This window comes from Maritimibacter sp. HL-12 (assembly GCF_900177545.1).
Classification (GTDB): domain Bacteria; phylum Pseudomonadota; class Alphaproteobacteria; order Rhodobacterales; family Rhodobacteraceae; genus Sinisalibacter.
Window position 1 is genome coordinate 3419472 of the sequence record NZ_FXBQ01000001.1, and the last position, 17345, is coordinate 3436816.

Annotated in this window: 19 protein-coding genes; 5 read left to right on the forward strand and 14 right to left on the reverse strand. The window is 65.9% G+C overall.

Translation table 11 applies throughout. The annotated features are described in order from the left end of the window. Positions 1 to 12: 12 nt before the first annotated feature. The 7 genes from B9Y97_RS16865 to B9Y97_RS16895 are packed head-to-tail and all read right to left on the reverse strand — an operon-like array spanning position 13 to position 7670. Positions 13 to 351, reverse strand: a complete 339-nt coding sequence (locus B9Y97_RS16865) for a hypothetical protein (RefSeq protein ID WP_085527839.1) — start codon at positions 349 to 351, stop codon at positions 13 to 15. Then, a complete protein-coding gene (gene ctaD / locus B9Y97_RS16870) occupies positions 348 to 2870 on the reverse strand; it encodes a cytochrome c oxidase subunit I (protein ID WP_085527840.1) in 2523 nt (840 codons plus the stop codon). Before ctaD ends, B9Y97_RS16865 begins: the two co-directional genes overlap by 4 nt. After that, entirely contained in the window at positions 2867 to 3796 is a 930-nt protein-coding gene (gene coxB / locus B9Y97_RS16875) for a cytochrome c oxidase subunit II (RefSeq protein ID WP_085527841.1), read from the reverse strand. The genes ctaD and coxB overlap by 4 nt, the downstream gene beginning before the upstream one ends. Then, complete coding sequence (locus B9Y97_RS16880; protein WP_085527842.1) at positions 3796 to 4296, reverse strand: c-type cytochrome; 501 nt, start codon at positions 4294 to 4296, stop codon at positions 3796 to 3798. Before B9Y97_RS16880 ends, coxB begins: the two co-directional genes overlap by 1 nt. A 3-nt stretch (positions 4297 to 4299) precedes the next feature. After that, positions 4300 to 5115 (reverse strand): c-type cytochrome, encoded by an 816-nt coding sequence (locus tag B9Y97_RS16885; protein ID WP_085527843.1) that lies wholly within the window; start codon positions 5113 to 5115, stop codon positions 4300 to 4302. A 35-nt stretch (positions 5116 to 5150) separates the two neighbouring features. Beyond that, a complete protein-coding gene (locus B9Y97_RS16890) occupies positions 5151 to 6935 on the reverse strand; it encodes a GMC family oxidoreductase (protein WP_085527844.1) in 1785 nt (594 codons plus the stop codon). Positions 6936 to 6938: 3 nt separating this feature from the next. Continuing rightward, positions 6939 to 7670 (reverse strand): gluconate 2-dehydrogenase subunit 3 family protein, encoded by a 732-nt coding sequence (locus tag B9Y97_RS16895; protein ID WP_085527845.1) that lies wholly within the window; start codon positions 7668 to 7670, stop codon positions 6939 to 6941. Positions 7671 to 7768: 98 nt separating this feature from the next. On the opposite strand from B9Y97_RS16895, the gene B9Y97_RS16900 reads away from it, so the two are divergent. Next, on the forward strand, positions 7769 to 8806 hold the full coding sequence (locus B9Y97_RS16900) for a sodium:calcium antiporter (protein ID WP_085527846.1): 1038 nt from the start codon (positions 7769 to 7771) through the stop codon (positions 8804 to 8806). Positions 8807 to 8847: 41 nt separating this feature from the next. Here the strand turns inward: B9Y97_RS16900 and B9Y97_RS16905 are convergent, their stop codons facing one another. The 6 genes from B9Y97_RS16905 to B9Y97_RS16930 form a co-directional block, all read right to left on the reverse strand. After that, entirely contained in the window at positions 8848 to 9303 is a 456-nt protein-coding gene (locus tag B9Y97_RS16905; RefSeq protein ID WP_085527847.1) for a DUF305 domain-containing protein, read from the reverse strand. 146 nt (positions 9304 to 9449) lie between these two features. Further along, the gene (locus B9Y97_RS16910; RefSeq protein WP_085527848.1) at positions 9450 to 9947 is read right to left on the reverse strand and encodes an MgtC/SapB family protein; all 498 of its coding nucleotides are present in this window, start codon (positions 9945 to 9947) and stop codon (positions 9450 to 9452) included. 70 nt (positions 9948 to 10017) lie between these two features. Then, on the reverse strand, positions 10018 to 10893 hold the full coding sequence (locus B9Y97_RS16915) for a formate/nitrite transporter family protein (protein ID WP_085527849.1): 876 nt from the start codon (positions 10891 to 10893) through the stop codon (positions 10018 to 10020). 260 nt (positions 10894 to 11153) lie between these two features. Next, positions 11154 to 11348, reverse strand: a complete 195-nt coding sequence (locus tag B9Y97_RS16920) for a DUF3008 family protein (RefSeq protein WP_085527850.1) — start codon at positions 11346 to 11348, stop codon at positions 11154 to 11156. Between the two features lie 162 nt (positions 11349 to 11510). Then, positions 11511 to 11906, reverse strand: a complete 396-nt coding sequence (locus B9Y97_RS16925; protein WP_139828357.1) for a hypothetical protein — start codon at positions 11904 to 11906, stop codon at positions 11511 to 11513. A gap of 137 nt (positions 11907 to 12043) precedes the next feature. Beyond that, the gene (locus B9Y97_RS16930) at positions 12044 to 12643 is read right to left on the reverse strand and encodes an exopolysaccharide biosynthesis protein (protein WP_254900951.1); all 600 of its coding nucleotides are present in this window, start codon (positions 12641 to 12643) and stop codon (positions 12044 to 12046) included. Between the two features lie 110 nt (positions 12644 to 12753). Here B9Y97_RS16930 and B9Y97_RS16935 point away from each other — a divergent pair, with 110 nt between their 5' ends. Next, on the forward strand, positions 12754 to 14205 hold the full coding sequence (locus tag B9Y97_RS16935) for a TrkH family potassium uptake protein (protein ID WP_139828358.1): 1452 nt from the start codon (positions 12754 to 12756) through the stop codon (positions 14203 to 14205). Positions 14206 to 14209: 4 nt separating this feature from the next. Next, the gene (locus B9Y97_RS16940) at positions 14210 to 14908 is read left to right on the forward strand and encodes a potassium channel family protein (protein ID WP_085527854.1); all 699 of its coding nucleotides are present in this window, start codon (positions 14210 to 14212) and stop codon (positions 14906 to 14908) included. Positions 14909 to 14962: 54 nt separating this feature from the next. On the opposite strand, the gene B9Y97_RS16945 is transcribed toward B9Y97_RS16940, so the two are convergent. Continuing rightward, entirely contained in the window at positions 14963 to 15223 is a 261-nt protein-coding gene (locus tag B9Y97_RS16945) for a hypothetical protein (protein WP_085527855.1), read from the reverse strand. A 788-nt stretch (positions 15224 to 16011) separates the two neighbouring features. Here B9Y97_RS16945 and B9Y97_RS16950 point away from each other — a divergent pair. Beyond that, a complete protein-coding gene (locus tag B9Y97_RS16950) occupies positions 16012 to 16833 on the forward strand; it encodes a siderophore-interacting protein (RefSeq protein ID WP_085527856.1) in 822 nt (273 codons plus the stop codon). 55 nt (positions 16834 to 16888) lie between these two features. Further along, entirely contained in the window at positions 16889 to 17311 is a 423-nt protein-coding gene (locus B9Y97_RS16955; protein WP_085527857.1) for a hypothetical protein, read from the forward strand. Positions 17312 to 17345: the final 34 nt, after the last annotated feature.

Below are 17345 nucleotides of genomic sequence, written 5' to 3' on the forward strand. Positions count from 1 at the left end.
CCTCCTTTCGTGTCAGCCTGAACAGCTGCTCAGAACCGCGACCGGAACCGCATTCAGCAAGATCGCCAGAAGCGATATGGTGGCCGTCCAATACGCGGTGGCGGCGAGGCTTGCCTCGGGGGCCAGCGCGGTGTCGGCGACGATCCGGCCCCGCCGCCGTGCGGCGGCGACCAGCAACGCCAACACCCCAAGCGCCGGAAACACCGTCACAAGGCTGACGGTGGCGCGCAGGATCTCCGGCGTCATCAGGGCGCGTGGCCCGCAAGTGGCGGAAATCAGCGCAAAGACGACACCAAAATGCACAGCCCAGAGCAGGATCGGGCAAACGGTCCAGATCACCAACCGGGTCATGCCATCCTCCCCAGGACCAAAAACAGGACGGCTGCGCCAGCCACCATCAGGGCGGTGCCGTTGACGAAGCTCGCCAGCAGCAGATCGGGCAGGGTCTGTCCCGGCCGCACCGCGCCCGCGAGCTTGCGCAGGGCGTTGAAGAGCGCCCAGTAGACGACGACCGCCAGATTCAGGACGACGAACACCCCAAGCGCCCATCCCACCGCGCCAAACGCGGTCGCCCATGGATCGACAGGAGCCAGGGCCAGTCCCACCGCAAACGCGGCGCCGATCGCGGCCAGAGCACAGCCCAGATCGAGCAGCGCCGCGCCGACGAGACGGGACACACCGGCAAGACGCCGGGCGAACCAGGCCAGGATCGGCGTCGCGCAGGCCCCGGCAAGGGCGGCGATCGCCGGCATGGCCTCGGGCAAGGCGGTCTGCGCAACCGCGAGCGGCCGGGTGTTCCACAGGTACAACCCGGCAAACAGGATCGACGCATAGAGGGCAAAGGAGATCAGGAGCGCCCCGGCGGTGCCGACATAGAGGTGGCTGCGCCGGTCCACGGCATTGACCGGAAGTGCCAGGCCCGCCACCCCGGTCTGGCGGATCACGCCGCTGTCGGAAGGCTCCCATATCCACCCGGTCAGACCGATCAGGGCGATGACGGCCCCCGCCATGGTCCACGGATACAGCCCCGCCAAGGTCAGCGCAAAGATCATGGTGAGGCCGAGGGCAAAGACCAACGGAAACCAGGTTGGATGCGGCAGGCGCAGGATCTGTATCGGCGCGCCGCTTACCGGATCGCACCCGATCGTTTCGCGGCGGTGATCGGGATATGCCCGCAAGGCCCCGTCGATCCCGGCCGGATCGCCGCGCGACAGTTCGGGCTGATCCCAAAGCGGCTCGCGCGAGTGTATGATCGGGATGGCGCGGAAGTTGTAGCCCGGCGACCGTGGCGGATAGAGCCATTCGAGCGTTGCCGCCCCCCAGGGATTGCGGCCCGCCGGGCGACCGACCCATCGGTGACGGAAGAAGTCGACGATGAAAAGCGCGATCCCGGCCGCCAGGATATAGGCCCCGATTGAAGACAGCATGTTGAGCCGGTCCCAGCCGATCCCTTCCGGGTAGGTGGCAACCCTGCGGGGCATCCCGCGCATGCCGGTCAGGTGCATCATGAAGAAGGCAAGGTTGAACCCGAGGAACATCAGCCAGAAGACCCATTTGCCAAGGGTTTCCGACATCATCCGCCCGGTGAAATGCGGCACCCAGTAATACAGTGCGCCAAACATCGGAAAGACGAAGCCACCGATCAGAACGTAATGAAGATGGGCGACGACGAAGTAGCTGTCATGTGCCTGCAGGTTGAACGGCACCGAGGCGAGCATGACGCCGGTCAGTCCCCCCAGCACGAAGATAAACAGGAACCCGAGGATGAAGTGCATCGGCACCGTCAGCCTTGGCCGACCTTGGGTCAGCGTGGCGACGAAGCAGAAGATCTGCACGCCGGTCGGGATCGCCACCATCGTCGAGGCCGCCGAGAACAGCGTCAGCGACATGTTGGGCAGCCCGGTGGCGAACATGTGGTGCGCCCAGAGCCCGAACGACAGGAACCCCATCGAGACAACCGCCGCCACCGCGAACCCGTAGCCGAACAGCGGTTTGCCGACAAAGACCGGCAGCATGGTGGCAACCATGCCCGCGGCCGGCAAAAAGATGATGTAGACCTCGGGGTGGCCGAACAGCCAGAACAGGTGCTGCCACAGCACCGGGTCGCCGCCGAATTCCGGATCGAAGAACGGCAGGCCCAGCAGCCGCTCGGCCTCCAGGATGACGGTGCCGAAGATCAACGGCGGAAACGCCAGCGCGATCATGAAGGCGGTGACCAGCAGGTACCACATCAGGATCGGCATCTGCGACAGGCTCATGCCCGGGGCGCGACTGCACAGGATCGCGGCAATGATCTCGACCGCGGCGGTCACGCTGGCGACCTCGGCGAGGGTGATCCCGATCAGCCAGAAATCGGCCGACATGCCGGGGGTATGGGCGCTGGTGGTCAACGGCACATACATGAACCACCCCGAGTCCGGCGCGGCATCGAACAGGAAAGACGACAGCACGATGATCCCGCCGAACAGGTAGCAGAAATACCCGAACGATCCGATGCGGGGAAAGACCAGGTCGCGCGCGCCCACCATCATCGGGATCAGATAAATGCCAAAGCCCTCCAGCATGGGGATGGCAAACAGGAACATCATTATGGTCCCGTGCATCGTGAAGATCTGGTTGTAGGTTTCGCTGTCGAGGAAGGTGTTCTCCGGCACGATCAACTGCGTGCGCACCAGCAATGCAAGAACCCCCGCGATCAGGAAAAAGACGAAGCCCGTGATCAAGAATCGCTTGCCCACCACCCGGTGCGAGACCGACGACAGCACCCGCAGGCCCGGAGGCGGCTGCCAGAACTGCTCGAACGTCGCGTCGTGCGCGCCGGACGGCGCGCGATCATAGGCGGCAGGCGTGCGGTTGGCAGTCTGTGTCATTTCAGGCTCGCCAGGTAGGCCGATACCGCGCGCAGGTCGGGGCCCGACAACTGGGTATAGCCGGGCATTTGCGCGCCCGGTTTCATCGCGCGGGCATCGGCGATCCAGCCCGCGAGCGCGCCCTGGCTCATGCGCCACATCCCCGCCCCGAGGCTGCGGCGCGCCCCGATCCGGGTCAGGTCGGGGCCCATGCGCGCGCCTTCCGCGACGCCGCGGATCTCGTGGCAGGCCGCACAGCCGGCGGTCTCGAACACCTCGCGCCCGTCCTGCAGGTCAGGGCGCGCGGCCTTGCGGGCCTCGCCCCCGGTCTGCTCCAGCCAGTCGTCGAACGCCCCGGGGTCGAGCACCCGCACCTCGAACGCCATGCGCGGATGGCCGACCCCGCAAAACTCCGCGCATTGGCCACGAAACAGGCCGGTCCTGGTTGCGGTCAGCGTCAGGATGTTGGTGCGGCCGGGAACCATGTCCATCTTCCCCGAGATCGACGGCACCCAGAACGAGTGGATCACGTCCTCGGCATGGAGTCGCAGGGTGACCGGACGATCCTTCGGCAAGACAAGCTCGTTGGCGTCACGGACCGCAGCCCCCTCGGGGTCATAGACGATGTCCCACCAGAACTGGTGCCCGGTCACGTCGATCACCAGGGCGTCATCGTGGGCGCGGGTCATCGCCAGCAGTGCCATCGTCGATCCGAGAAGAATGAGCAGGATCGCCCCCAGCGGCACGATCACCCCGCCCGACCAGATCCACCAGCCACGCGGCGCGGTATCGGCGCGCCACGCCAGCGCGATCAGCGCCATCACCACCACGAACACGACACCCAGGCCGATCGCCATGGCCACGGTCAGATCATGGGCCGACGCCGCACCGATACCTGCCGGGCGCAACCATGACTGACTGCCGAAGATGCCGAGCGCACTGTCCATCACCGGCCTCCGACAGCGTAAAGGTAAGCCGCCATGTGCCGCGCCTCGTCTTCGGTCACGCCGAGGTCCGGCATCGCCGTACCCGGCGAAAGCGTGGTCGGCTCGACGATCCAGCGCACCAGCCCGCCCGGCCGGTTCGCCACCACGCCGGCGACGTAGCCGCGCCCTTGCGCGACCCGGTCCAATGCGGGCCCGACCCGGCCCCTGGCGCCCCGGATGCCGGGTATCCGATGGCAGGCACCGCAGCCATGGTCGCGCATCAGGCGCGCGCCCTTGGCGGGCTCGCCGCCGGGAACGTCGCGGGCCGCGGTTTCCCAGTCGGGACCGCTGCCGGGGGGCATGTCGCTGTACCAGGTCGCCGCACCGGTCACCGCCCGCTCGATCCTGTCTGGAAGCGGCCAGCCCGGATCGGCACCGGGCGGCAGCGCGGCCCAGCCCATCGCCAGCAAACAGATCAGGCTCAAACCACCCCGGAAGGCATATGCGCGGACACCTTCCATGGCTCAGTCGTCTTCATTCGAATCCGCCACTTCGCCATCTTCGGCGGCTTCGGCGTCTTCCCCGCGAACGCGGGCGAAATAAGCCGAGACCGCCTTCATGTCGTCTTCGGTCATCTTCTCGGCGACCGCAGACATCACGTTCATCGCATCGTTGTCGCGCGCACCATCGGCCCAAAGCTGCAACTGGTACTCCGTGTAGCTGGAATGCTGCCCGGCCAGGTAGGGCACCGTCGGCGGCACCCCCGCCCCCGCCGGCCCATGGCAATTGGCACAGGCCGGAATACCGCGCTCGGACGATCCCACGGCGGCCAGTTTCCCGCCCCATTGCAGGGTTTCGGCATCGACATCGCCCAGCGGCGCGATGAGCGGCGCATCGATCGCCGCGTAATAGACGCTGACCGCTTCCATCTCGTGCTCGGTCAGGTTTCGGGCCACGTCGGTCATCACCTCGTTCGGCCGGGCCTCCGAAGCATAGTCCATCAGTTGTTTGTACAGGTACCAGCCCGCTTGCCCGGCAATCCGCGGAAACGCGCCCGATCCGTCGCCCTGCCCTTGCGCGCCGTGGCACGAGATGCAGGCCATGTCGGCACCGCCCGCCTCGGCCCCGCCCATGGCGACGAGACGCCCCTTTTTCAGAAGGTCATCGGTAACCTCCCCGTCCACCTGCACGCCGAACAGAACCCGCTCATCGGTGACGCGCTCCTGCAACTCCTCGATATCCGGATCGTCCTGGCGGTCCTGGGCAGGAAGGGTGGTCGCAAACGCGACCGCGCCGATCCCGACGGCGGCGATCAGGGGTGACGGAACAAGGCGGGGCATGGGTCAACTCCTTGCGTTATCAAGACAAACAAGCGTCACGCGTCCATCAAGGGTCGCGGGTTCGACAGGTAGTCGGATTTCAGATGGTGAAGTGTCCAATAGGCGAGGCCCATCAGCGGTCCGGTCGGGTTGTAGCCGAGGTTCTGCGGAAACAGGCAGGCCCCGAACACGAAGACATTGTGATGATCCCACATCTGGCCATAGCGGTTGACCACGCTGGTGCGCGGGTCGGTGCCGATCACGGCACCTCCCGCATTATGCGTGGTCTGGTATGGGACCAGCGAATAGCGGGAGTCCTGGGCGGCGCGGTTGATCGTCGAAATCGAGCGGACATGATCCATCTCCTCGGCGATTTCGACCGCACGTTGCAGAACATAATCGCTCATCTTGCGGTCGTTCTGCGGGAAATCGAAGGTCATCCGCAACAGCGGCCGGCCATAGGCATCTTTCCATGTCGGATCGAGGTCGAGGTAATTGTCCGGGGTGGCGGCAGACGAGCCATGCACGACGATCCCGGTATGGTGCAGGTAATTGTCGCGCACCGCTTTTTTCCACTCGGCACCCCATGCAGGCGTGCCCTCGGGTACCGGCTGATACGAGATCGGCCGCCCGTGATACTGGGTGCAGGCGATATAGCCGCCCCCCAGGAACCCGAGGTCGGAATGGTCGAAATTGTCGCCGTTGAAATCGTCGACCGCGACCCCGAGGGCGCCCGCGCCCATGAACGGGTTGGTCACGATCTCGTCGTCAAGAAAGACATCGACAGCGGCGATGGTCTGGTAGGAATAGTTTCGCCCGACCACGCCGCTGCGGGTTTCGGGATCATAGGGCTCGCCGAGGCCCGACACCAGCATCAGGTGCACGTTCCACAGGGCATAGGCGTTCAGGCAGACGATATCGGCGGGCTGGAAATATTCGACGCCGCTTTTGTCCAGATAGGTGACGCCGGTTGCCGTCTTGCCATCCGACGCCTTCTCCACCCGCAGCACTTGCGAGTCGCACCGGATCTCGAAATTCTCGTGATCCTTGATGCGATCGTAGACGCAGATGATCGGATCGGCCTTGGCATGATAGCCGCATCCGAACCGTTCACAGAACCCGCAATAGGTGCAGGGATGAAGCTGCGCGCCATAGGGGTTTTCATAAGCCTGCGTGACATTGGCCGAGGGCATCGGAAACGGGCTCATCCCCAGCCGCGCCGCCGCCTCGCCGAACAGGGTGGTGGCGATCGGCTGTTTCATCGGCGGATTGGGATATCCCGACGCCCGCGGCCCCTCGTGCCGATTGCCCCCTTCGCGCGGCTCACCGTCAAGGTTGCCCGCGGTTCCTGCCGTGCCGCAGATCCGCTCGAAGAATTCAAGGTGCGGCTCAAGCTCGTCGTAGCTAACGCCCCAGTCCTGAATGCTCAGCTCATCGGGGATGAAATCGGCACCATAGCGATCGGCGTAGTGGCTGCGCATCTCCAGATCCGACGGCAACGGCCGCCACAACTGCCCGTTCCAGTGAATACCGGCACCGCCCAGCCCCGACCCCGGCAGGAACGACCCCAACCGCCGCATCGGCAAGGCGCGTTGATCGCGGGTGTTGCGAAAGGTCAGGGTCTCCTTGCGCAGCTCCATCATGTGCGCGTGATGCAGGGCATATTTCAACTCGTCATGCTCTTCGGGCCCGGCGAAGGAAGTGGCGGTATGGCGGTCGCGCCCGCGTTCCAGCACCACGCAGCGCTGCCCTTCGCGGGCCAGCTCGTAAGCCGTGGTCAGGCCGGTCCAGCCTCCGCCCACGATGACGACATCGGTCTTGGGAAGGATGTAATCGGCCATGGCTCACTCGCCTCTTTCGATCAGCCGAGGCAGGGAGGAACCGCCGGAGCGGTCATGCGCCACCCCCATCGGCGGGGCAGGATGGTGACGGTTGTGATCGTCGACGGTGCTCAGGTAATAGGCATGCGCCCCGGGAAACCCGACCATCTGCCACCCGGCATAATCGTGGTTGCCGAGGTGAATCGGGTCCGCGAAATAGCCCTGGTTTGTCAGGGTTCGCAGCTCGGTGAAGAAGGCTTGCGCCGGGATGTCGTCGGTCAGGTTATCCTCGCTCTCGGACAGGCCGCGCAACGCCTCGTGCCGACCCTCGGCATCGAGTTCAGTCAGCGGTGGATCGTCCTGCAACAGGGCGTCGATCGCGTTGCGGAACAGGTCCGACGGAGGAAAGGCGAACTGGTAGCCCTGCTCCGGCGTGCCGGATTGATGCGGGCCATCCATGTATAGTCCGGCGCCCGCGCCGTAATCGCTGGCCAGTTGAAAATCTATGAAATCCACGACCCCGGCCTGGCTCGCGCTCGGATACTCGTCTTCGGGGATCAGCGTGTCACAGGCCGCCGCAAGCCAACGTGCCTCGGCGTCGTCCAGAAAATACCACGGCCGCCCGTCGTCCTGCGCGAAGGCGTGCCGCACGCCGCGCAACTGACCAAGGGTCGCGGCAACGCCTCCCAGCCCGACCTGTGCCAGAACCGCCCGGCGGGAATAGCCGCGTTTGCGGCCGTAACAAGGATTGCTCATGCCTCCCCTCCGATGATGTGTTCGCAAAACCAACCGCAGCCCATGCGCATTGTTCCCGTTTGCAGGAAACTTTTTTGCTTCCCGCGGGTTCGGAAAGCATGTTCTCGCAACTCTCGCTCGGCCTGCTGGGTCTCATCGCGCTTGGTGCGGCCCTTGCCATCCTGTTCGCGGGGACACGCGTCACCGGGCTTGCCGACCGCATCGCCGACCGCAGCGGGATGGGCGAAGCGCTGACCGGCGGACTTCTTCTGGGGGCAAGCACGTCGGTTCCCGGTGTCATCGTATCGTTCACCTCGGCGCTGGACGGGCGGGCATCGCTGGCGTTTTCGAACGGCGTCGGCGGCATCGCGGCGCAAACCGCGTTTCTGGCGATTGCCGATCTGCTGTATCGGCGGGCCAACCTCGAACATGCGTCGGCCGAGTTGGCCAACATCTTCCAGTGCGGGCTGTTGATGCTGCTGTTGACGATCCCGTTGCTTGCCCATGTCACTCCCGCCTTCACGGTCCTTGCGGTTCATCCGGCGTCGATCGGGCTTTTCGCGGTCTACGTGGCAGGCGTGGTGGCCACCTCGCGGCTCAAGGAAAACCCGATGTGGACGCCCGTGCAAACCGGGGACACCCGCCGCGACACCCCCAGCGAGGACGACGCGAAGGGCAAGCCGATGTTCAGTTTGCTGGTCAGAACGGCGGGCCTGATTGCCATTCTGAGCCTGTCAGGGTGGGCCGTGGCGAAAGTTGGTGCCGAGATGACCGAACGGCTCAACCTGTCGGCATCCTTTGTCGGGGCCGCGATGACCGCCGTGGTCACCTCGCTGCCCGAACTTGTCACGACACTGGCGGCGGTGCGGCGCGGGGCGCTGCAACTGGCCATCGGTGGCATTATCGGCGGCAATACCTTCGACACGCTGTTCCTGACGATGTCGGACATCGGCTACCGCGACGGGTCGGTCTATCACGCCGTCGCGCTGTCCGACATCTTCTGGTTGGCGATCAGCCTGACCATGACCTCGGTCCTGCTTCTCGGGCTGTTGTTTCGCCAGCGACAAGGCCCTGCCGGTATCGGTGCCGAAAGCGTGGCGCTTCTGGCGATCTACCTGACGGCGCTTGTGGTGCAATTCTTCGGCGGACAGACGTAACCGGGCGGGTGCGCTGCCGGACCCTGCCGCGCCACGCCGGCTCATTCGTCGGCGCGCAGGTCGGCAATCAGGCCCTTCATCTCGGCAATCTCCTCGCGCTGGGTTTCGATGATGCGCCCGGCCAGATCGCGCACGCGCGGATCGGACAGGTCCGCCCGTTCACTGGTAAGAACAGCGATGGAATGGTGCGGAATCATTGCGCGCATCCACGACACGTCCTCGACCGTTTCCTGACTTCGCAAAAGCCAGGTGGCCGCAACGAACAGAGCCGCCGCCAACAGGTAGATCGCGGCATTGACGGCGGTATTGCGGTACATGCCCAACATGAACGTCAGCATGATGACGGCCATCGCCGCGCCCATGTAAAGCGCCATGTAGATCCGGGTTTCACTGAAGAACACGTGGTCCCAGCTATAGGTGTTCAGATACATCAGCACGAACATCGTCAATGTCGATGTGCCGATCATGGCGGCAAAGCGGGCGTAAGAGTATTTCATGGTCGGTCTCCTGCCTTGGTGGCGGCATCTGGCAAAGCCTGCCTGTCCGACCAACCGAACCGGCACCGGTTCGGTTCCATCGCTGCCGCTTGTGGCTCTGAAACAGTGACGGCCTAGCACCGGACACCGGCACCGCGCCGTGCCGTTTAATGGTAGACGTCATCATCCTTCTGCGCTTTCGCGGCCAATTCCGCCACCTTGATCACCCGGATGATGATCAGCGCCAGAATGGCCGAGGCCGCCGAAAGCACCCAGAAGCCAAAGCCCGCCCCAAGGCCGAGGGCCGCGGCCAGCCACAGGCTGGCCCCGGTGGTCAGCCCGTGGACCTTGCCTCTTGCAAAGACGATCATGCCCGCAGCCAGAAACGCCACCCCGCTGGTGACCGCTTCGAGCAGGCGCAACGGGTCCATCGCCAGATCCGCAGACTTCCCCTCGGACTGCGCCAGCAATTCGAGCATGATCATGCAGTAGGACGCCGCCGCCAAGCCGACCAGCATGTGCGTGCGCAACCCTGCCGGCCGGTTTTTGGCCTCGCGCTCGAACCCGATCAACCCGCTGAAAGCGACAGCGCCCAGAAGCCGCAGGATGATGGACTCAACGCCTAGACTGGGGCCGCCGCCAAACTCGGCAAGAATGCTCTCCATCCGGATCCACCGTTCGTTGTTCCGAAGATCAACGCGGCGGCGGATGAAGTTGTTCCCCGACTGCGTGGCGTCAGGGCTGCTCTTCGATCTCGCTGCCCTGCGGCACTTCGTTCTTGACCTGCCCCCAGGCCAGCAGGGTGAAGATCGCCGTTCCGCCAAGGACGTTACCCGCCAGCACCGGCAGGAAGAACTCGAGGCCCGCGCGCAGGATTTCCAGATCGCCGCGCAGGACCAGGTACCACATTTCAACCGCGCCGGCGATGATATGGGTGAAATCGCCCGCCGCGATCAGCCAGGTGAAGGCGGTGATGATGATGATGCCGCTGCCCTGCGCCGAGGGCATCATCCAGACGATCGCCGCCACCAGAACGCCCGCCGGAATGGCCCGCGCAAAGCTTTCGCCCGCCCCCATCATCACCGCGTGGCGCGACAGCTCGGCAAACATCTCCAGCATCGGATCGGAAAACGCGCCGCTTTCGAGCATGAAGAGGGCCGCAAGGCAGGCCCCCACCACGTTCGCCGACAGAACCACCGACCAGAGCTTGACCATCCGCCTCAGCACATCGCTCGACCACTTGGCCACCACCGGAAGGACCGTCGAGATGGTATTCTCGGTGAAAAGCTGCATCCGGCCAAGAATGACCGCGATGAAGCCGAAGGAATATCCCAGGTTTTCGAGCAGGAACACCCAGTCGGCCTCGGGCAGATACGTCCGGAATATGGCTTCGCCCAGAACCGACAGCGAGATCAGCAGGCCTGCCGCAACGCCGGACCAGATCAGCGACACCAGCGGGCGGGTCAACTCGGCCTCGCCATCGCGGCGAATGACCTCGTAGATCAGGCGCGCGCTGAGGCGCGTGGCGTCGTTGACGGATTCTTCCTCGACCTTCTCCTGCATGTCGCGCGGTTCGCCAGGAATCGGGCCGGGATGGTTTTGATCGGACATGATGGATGAACCCCGCCGACCGCGCACAGGTTCCATTGCAGGCTGGCCGAAGTGGTGTTTGCTGCGCCGCCAGCATCGCGCGCGACGGGCCGCGGGAACGCCGGGTGCGGCTCGCCTGCCCGGCGTCCCGGCCTTGTTCACGCGGCCTTGTTCAACCGTTGCTCGGCGAGCCTGGTCAGGTGTTCATCGGCGGCCTTTCCGACAGTATGGAAACACCCGGCGTGATCCACCCGTCCGCTTGGCTTATCATCGCGCCGGCTTCAATCCGCGGAACCATCCTTCCTCGGCTCAAGATCGTCGTGCGGAGTCGCGGCCAACTCTTCGAGTTCCTCCTCGGTCATGCTGTCATACATTTCCTTCGACGCGCCTTGCAGGGTCTTCACCTGGCTCTTGTCGCGTTTCGCAGCAAGCGCTGCGCCGGCTGCCTTCTGTTGCGCTTTGGATTTGGCGGGCATGGCATTCTCCTTTCCGGGACGTGTTGCTTCACCTGGCAAAACCACGGCGGCGCTGTCGAGTTCCCGGCCGACCGCACCGACGCACCCTGCCCGGCCTTGCCGTCGCGCAGGCATCACCGGATCGAACCCCGTCGCCGGAACCCCTTGTCGGGCTGGATGCGATCAGAACGTCAGCAGGAACAGCACGGACAGCACCGCGAGGATCCCGAGAATCGCGATCATGAGTCCGACCTCGCGACCGAGTGGCCCGGACCAGTCGGTGCGCGGCGAGGGTCGGGGCTGGACATCGGTGCCTGTGGTGCGTGACCCTGCAGGTGCCTCGGCGGCTTGCCCTTGTTGCGCGGCATCATCCGCCGCGGCGGAGGTTTCAGCCCCCTCGGCCAGAACCGGTGGCGCGTGGCTGGGGGGCCTCGCCTGTCCCGGCGTGGTCGTGTCCTGACCGGACTGCGGCCGGAACTGCGTTTTGCCGCCATCCGCCGCATCGGACCGGGGTGATTCGTCGCTGGCACCGCGCGGGGCACCACCGCCCAACCGGCCCTGCGGGTTTCGAGTAACCATCGGCGTCTCCTTTCCGGCGTTACCCAACCTTTGCAGAAACGAAATTCCGCAGGCCCCGTTTTGTTCCCGCCAAATCCCCGCGGCGACGCCCCTGTTGTGGTGATGTTCCGCAAGCATTGCCGCCGGGTGAAGACCCGTCAGAACAGCCCCGCCACGGCGAGCACAACCGTCGCGGCGGCCGCCATGAGGATCATGCCCAGCAGCGCCAAAAGCCCGTCACGGATCAACAGCGCCGTGCCGAACAGCAATACCGCCGCCCCCAGCATCGAAGACGAGAATGGCACGAGCTCAAGAAACGGCATCGCCGCCCCGCACAGAATGCACAGCGCTTGAATCACCTTGCGGCTCGGCCAGCGCATCAGCGGCCGCAACCGATCGCGCGCATGTTCGTCAAGCCATCGCGCAAAGCCGTGCAGGCGGCGGATCGCACGTTGCGCGTTGGTGCCTCCCAGCGACCTGCGCATCACGAACCGGGGCAGCCAGATATGGTCGCGCCCTGCAAACATCTGTGCGGCAACAGTTGCGATCGTGAGGCCACAGATGGTCGGCAGCAGGGGAATCCCGCTCAGCGGCGAGACCACAAGCAAGGCCGGCACCATCAGGACCGGAAGAAAGGAGCGGTTGCCAAAGGCTTCCAGTATCTCGCGCACGCTGACCCGGTTCTGCCCGGTCAATTCTTCAAGTTGGTCCACGATCTGATCAACCCGCTTGGCCTTCGCCTGGTTTTCCACTGCCACACTCCGTTCCGCAGAACACGGGTAATCAACGCGCAAGTCGGCCCGCCGTTCCACACCAGAGGGAACAACTTGCCGCGCCGGTGGTTTGTCCGGCTGAAGGATTGGCCATCATGCGACACCCCCGGGGTCAGGCAAGCACGAGCTGGCAGGCGCGCCCATCCTGCGTGCTGCAGGCGGTGTTGGCGCATGGTGGCATCATGGCTGCCGTCGTGGCGGTGCCCTGCCTGGCTGCGGCGGCGGAGGCCGAATGGTCCCTGTGTGCCGCGCTGGCTGGCCCGCTGGCGTTGTGCCTTGTCGCCGCATGGGCCAGCCGCCGCGTGGGGGTTCCCGATGATCTGCGCGAGATCGAGGCGATCTGCACCCTCGTCGCGCTGTTCCTGCTGCTGTCGGTGTTGCCGGTCCCGGCACTGATCGTCCTCGGGCTGGCACCAACCGACGCCTTGTTCGAGGCGGTGTCGGGCATAACCTCGACCGGGTTGACGATGGCGCGGGGCACACCCGACTGGCCGTTCGCCGGGCATGTGCTGCGGGGTTGGCTGCAATGGTCTGGCGGGTTTGCCATCGCCGTGGCCGGCGTGATGCTGATCGTCGGGCCGGGTCGTGCCGTCGGAACCATGGGCGACGCCGGTGTGGCCGACCGCGACATCCTGCAATCCACACGGTCGCAGGCGCGCGAGTTGCTGGTGGTCTACGCGGCCCTCACGCTGATCGCCATCGGCCTGCTGGTGCTCCTGATGCCCGGTTGGAAGGAGGGGGCGGTGATCGCCCTCTCGGCGGTGTCCACCGGCGGTTTCGCGCCGCGGCCGGACAGCCTGGCGAGCTACTCGAAGGCCGCGCAGGCGGTGACCATGCTGATCTGCCTTGCCTCCTCGGTGTCGCTGATCGCCTATGTCTACCTGATCCGCCGCGACTGGCGCGCGGCGCTGGACCACAGCCTGGCCCGCGGGGTCGCCGGGGTCGCGCTCTCGGGGCTGGTCCTTGTCGTTCTGGTGCTGGTCCTGACCGGACGGCCGACCGGTCCCGAAATCCGGGACGCGATCCTGAATTTCCTCAGCGGGCTGTCGACGGCGGGTTTCACGGTGGCACCGCTGGACCCGACGCCGGGGTACCTTGCGCTGGTCCTGGTGGCGATGCTGATCGGCGGTGGCGTCGGATCGACCGCCGGCGGGATCAAGATAAACCGGGTGATCACCATGGCCGCGATGCTGCGCCTGACCCTGCTGCGGTTGCGCGTTCCGCCCCGCGCGGTCACCACCTTGCGGGAAGGCCATACCCGGGTTCACGCCGACCGGGTCATCTCGATCGCGGCCGTTGTGCTGTGTTATGCGGCCTCGGCGCTGGCGTTCTGGATCGTGTTCCTGCTGTCGGGGCAGCCGCCGTTGTCGTCGCTGTTCGATGTCGTCTCGGCGCTGTCGACGGTTGGCATCACGTCGAGCGTGACCGGGGCCGAGATGGCAACTCATCTGAAATTCGTCTTGATGGCGGCAATGCTGCTGGGCCGTCTGGAGTTCCTGGCCCTCCTGCTGGCGTTGTCGCCGGGAACATGGATCGAACGGAGGTAGCATCATGCGGATCGTCATCGTGGGGGCCTCGCGCTTTGGGCTGGCCACAACCGAGCAGTTTCTGGAGAAGGGCCACGAGGTCGTGCTGGTCGACAGCGACCGCGACAAGCTCCTTGCCCTGGAAGAGGAGATCGATTGCGGGATGCTGCACGGCGACGGCTCCCTGCCCTCCGTGCAGCGCGAAGCCTTCGGTGATCATGCCGACGCGCTGGTGTTGCTGACCAACAACGACGATGTGAACATCCTTGCCGCCGCGGTCGGCAAGTCGATCGGGTTCGAGCGGGTGTTGCCGCAGATCGTGCGCGCCGAGCTGATCTCGGTCTGCGAAGAACTGGGGCTTGAGGATCTGATCGCGCCGCACTCGAAAATCGCCCGGTCGATCGTGCATCTGCTCGAAGACAACGAAGATGCGTCGGTGGAACTTCGGTTTCACAAGGGCCTGCAGGTGGTGGGCTACCAGGTGCCCGAATCGATGGACGGGCAGACGGTGGGAGAGCTCGGGCTGCCACGCCGCAGCCGCGCCTTCGGGATCGCCCGTGGTGAGGATGAAGACCTGGTGTCGGACGACACCCGGCTTCACACCGGCGACAAGCTGGTGTTGCTGATTGATGACAATATCAGGGACGAGTTGAACGACTATTTCGGCACCAAGCACACCGCGCCCCGTGCGCGCGACCAAAGCCGCAAGGAGGACCAGGACTGACCGGCACGCCGGGCACCCCCAACTGGATCATCCAGGCCGGCAACGGCCTTGCGCCTAGGGTTGGGTCTCGACATCCGGATCGTCCGGCTCAACCGGTTCGGCAGGATCGGACGGCGGGGCATTGCCTTCGCCCTCGGGATCATCGGCCGGGGTTGCGGCCTCGCTTTCGTCCTGCGGTCCGGGTGCCGTCGCGACCTCCTCGAGGATCCAGTAAATGATGACGCCAATCGCGAAGACCGCGATGATCGCCATGCCGACGAGCGGGAAGCGATGGCGGCGTTTCTGCTTTTTCAGATTGGTATCCGGTGGGGTCATGTCGCACCTCTTGTAGCGGATCGAATGGTCGGATTGCGCCGGTTTCGCGCGGGCTGATGTTCAAACGCGCACATGGCACAAAGGTTCCCCCGATCCCGGCCTGTCAGCCACCGGGAAGGGTGTGCGGACGGAACCGGAGGGCGACAAGGCCCCCGGACACCGACGAAAGCCAACGAAGTCGATACCGGCAGTGCCAAAGGATCCACGGCACCGCGGCGAGATGGCGCAGACCGGCAAGACCTGTGGCACCCGAACCTGCCGTGGGCGATAGCGCGCAACCATCCCGCTCCGACACTTGCGGGAGCCTAGCAAGCGCGGTTGCCCGACGATGTGCCACGCCAGCACCACGAGCGCCGGTTCCGCCTGCGCGGGGCCGGATCATGCAACGCCACCGCCGGAAACCCGCTGCGCAGATCAAGGGCGTCCAGTGGTAGAACCGGCGATCATGCGGTTTGTTCCCTCCACGATCGGCGGTCTGTCTGGCGGCCGAGGGGCCGTGCCGGGGACAGGCGATCCGACAGGTTGCGCACCGGGCGCCGGGAGCCAGTCGAGGCAGTCGATCCCCGTGACCCGCGACGAAACGATGCGCACCCGGGGCGGAGAACCCGGTTGACGCTGTCAGCGCCCGACCGTATTCTTAGTGAAATTGTCGGGTTTGACGCCCACGCGATATGTTGATGCTCTCGAAGGACCAACGATGGACCCTTGGCTTCCCCTTCGCCGCCCTCGGGATGACCGGGTTGGGCTCTCCGCCGGCGGCAAGAGTGTGACAGACCTGGCGCGGTTGCATGGCGGCTGGTAGTCTGCATCGTCGCGTCTGCGTCGCCGCGATCACCGACCTCGGGGCGACGGTGACACGGGTGCGTTTCACGCCCCGATCCCAGCCCGTGCCATTGGCCGAGCGCGTGCCCGGCGGACACCTCAAGCTGTTCTTTCCCTGCAATCTCCAAGGCCACAGCCCGGTCGCGCGCCCGGAGGTCGATCTGTGCCACAAGCCGCGCAGCTTCACCTACCGCGGTTGGGCTGGCGACGGTGCATTCGACGTCGATTTTGCCCGCCACGAAGGCACCGGCCCGGCGGCGAACTGGATCGCGCAGGCCCGGGCGGGCGACATGCTCCTGATGCGCCACGGCGGCGCCCCGAAGCTCGACCCCGCCGCCACCGCCGATCCGCTGGTGCTGGTGGCCGATCCGACCGGCACCCCGGTGGTGGCGGCGCTGGTGGAAAGCCTCGCCGATGCCGTCGACGTGACGATTTGCCTCGCGGTCGAGCCGGGGGCCTCGCCCTGCGCCCTGCCGCGCGACCACGGCCAGCAGGTGCTGGTGACCAGCCGCGACCGCAGCGGCCACCGCCTCCCGCTCGCCGATCTTCTGCGCTGCGCGCCTATCGCGCCCCGTGCCCGGGTCTTCGTCGCCTGCGAGGCCGGCGAAATGCGCGCGATCCGCCGCTTCCTGCTTGATGAGGCCGGGCACGATCCGTCGCGGGTGATCACCTCGGGCTACTGGAAAGCGGGCCTGAACACCGAGGCGGTCGAGGCGGCCAAGCGCCGGCCGGACTGGTTCGCCGACCCCGCCCCCGCCGCGCCCCGGCACGCCGAGGTGACGACATGATCCTTTCCCGGTTGTCGCTGTCGGCCGCGCCCGCCCCTTCCACTGGAGCCCCGCGATGCCCCGCCTGAAACCTCTCGCCCTGCACGGGCTCGCCCTCGCCGGGCTGCTCGTGCTCGCCGCCGCCATCGCCACTTATCGCGGCGCGCTCTGGCCCTTCGATATCCGCGCCACCCTGCTGATGACCGGCGCGGGCCTTGCCACCGTGCTCAGCGCCTGGGCGCCGCTGTGGCTTCTTGTCGGGGGTGTCTCGGCGCTGCTCGACCGGCCCGGGCACCGCGCCGCGCTCTGGCTGATCACGGTGTGGACGGCCATCGTCCTGCACGCCGCCATCGGCCCGCTTCTCGGTTTTGCGCCGCTGCCGGTGCTTGGCATCGGCGGCCTCATTGCCCTCTACCTGGTGCCTGCCGGGCTCGCCGTGCTCACCGGCTCCGCCCTGCACCCCGCCCTGCCCCGAAGGCGCCGCCGCCTGTTCGCATGAGCGCGCCCTGCCCCGATCCGACCCCGACCAAGAG

Coding starts and splice junctions, on each gene's coding strand:
- B9Y97_RS16925 (WP_139828357.1), bottom strand. CDS start 11,906: ATGGTTACTCGAAACCCGCAGGGCCGGTTGGGCGGTGGTGCCCCGCGC.
- B9Y97_RS16905 (WP_085527847.1), bottom strand. CDS start 9,303: ATGAAATACTCTTACGCCCGCTTTGCCGCCATGATCGGCACATCGACA.
- B9Y97_RS16945 (WP_085527855.1), bottom strand. CDS start 15,223: ATGACCCCACCGGATACCAATCTGAAAAAGCAGAAACGCCGCCATCGC.
- B9Y97_RS16950 (WP_085527856.1), top strand. CDS start 16,012: ATGGCGGCTGGTAGTCTGCATCGTCGCGTCTGCGTCGCCGCGATCACC.
- B9Y97_RS16885 (WP_085527843.1), bottom strand. CDS start 5,115: ATGCCCCGCCTTGTTCCGTCACCCCTGATCGCCGCCGTCGGGATCGGC.
- B9Y97_RS16890 (WP_085527844.1), bottom strand. CDS start 6,935: ATGGCCGATTACATCCTTCCCAAGACCGATGTCGTCATCGTGGGCGGA.
- B9Y97_RS16895 (WP_085527845.1), bottom strand. CDS start 7,670: ATGAGCAATCCTTGTTACGGCCGCAAACGCGGCTATTCCCGCCGGGCG.
- B9Y97_RS16935 (WP_139828358.1), top strand. CDS start 12,754: ATGCGACACCCCCGGGGTCAGGCAAGCACGAGCTGGCAGGCGCGCCCA.
- B9Y97_RS16910 (WP_085527848.1), bottom strand. CDS start 9,947: ATGGAGAGCATTCTTGCCGAGTTTGGCGGCGGCCCCAGTCTAGGCGTT.
- B9Y97_RS16880 (WP_085527842.1), bottom strand. CDS start 4,296: ATGGAAGGTGTCCGCGCATATGCCTTCCGGGGTGGTTTGAGCCTGATC.
- B9Y97_RS16915 (WP_085527849.1), bottom strand. CDS start 10,893: ATGTCCGATCAAAACCATCCCGGCCCGATTCCTGGCGAACCGCGCGAC.
- coxB (WP_085527841.1), bottom strand. CDS start 3,796: ATGGACAGTGCGCTCGGCATCTTCGGCAGTCAGTCATGGTTGCGCCCG.
- B9Y97_RS16900 (WP_085527846.1), top strand. CDS start 7,769: ATGTTCTCGCAACTCTCGCTCGGCCTGCTGGGTCTCATCGCGCTTGGT.
- B9Y97_RS16955 (WP_085527857.1), top strand. CDS start 16,889: ATGCCCCGCCTGAAACCTCTCGCCCTGCACGGGCTCGCCCTCGCCGGG.
- B9Y97_RS16865 (WP_085527839.1), bottom strand. CDS start 351: ATGACCCGGTTGGTGATCTGGACCGTTTGCCCGATCCTGCTCTGGGCT.
- B9Y97_RS16940 (WP_085527854.1), top strand. CDS start 14,210: ATGCGGATCGTCATCGTGGGGGCCTCGCGCTTTGGGCTGGCCACAACC.
- ctaD (WP_085527840.1), bottom strand. CDS start 2,870: ATGACACAGACTGCCAACCGCACGCCTGCCGCCTATGATCGCGCGCCG.
- B9Y97_RS16920 (WP_085527850.1), bottom strand. CDS start 11,348: ATGCCCGCCAAATCCAAAGCGCAACAGAAGGCAGCCGGCGCAGCGCTT.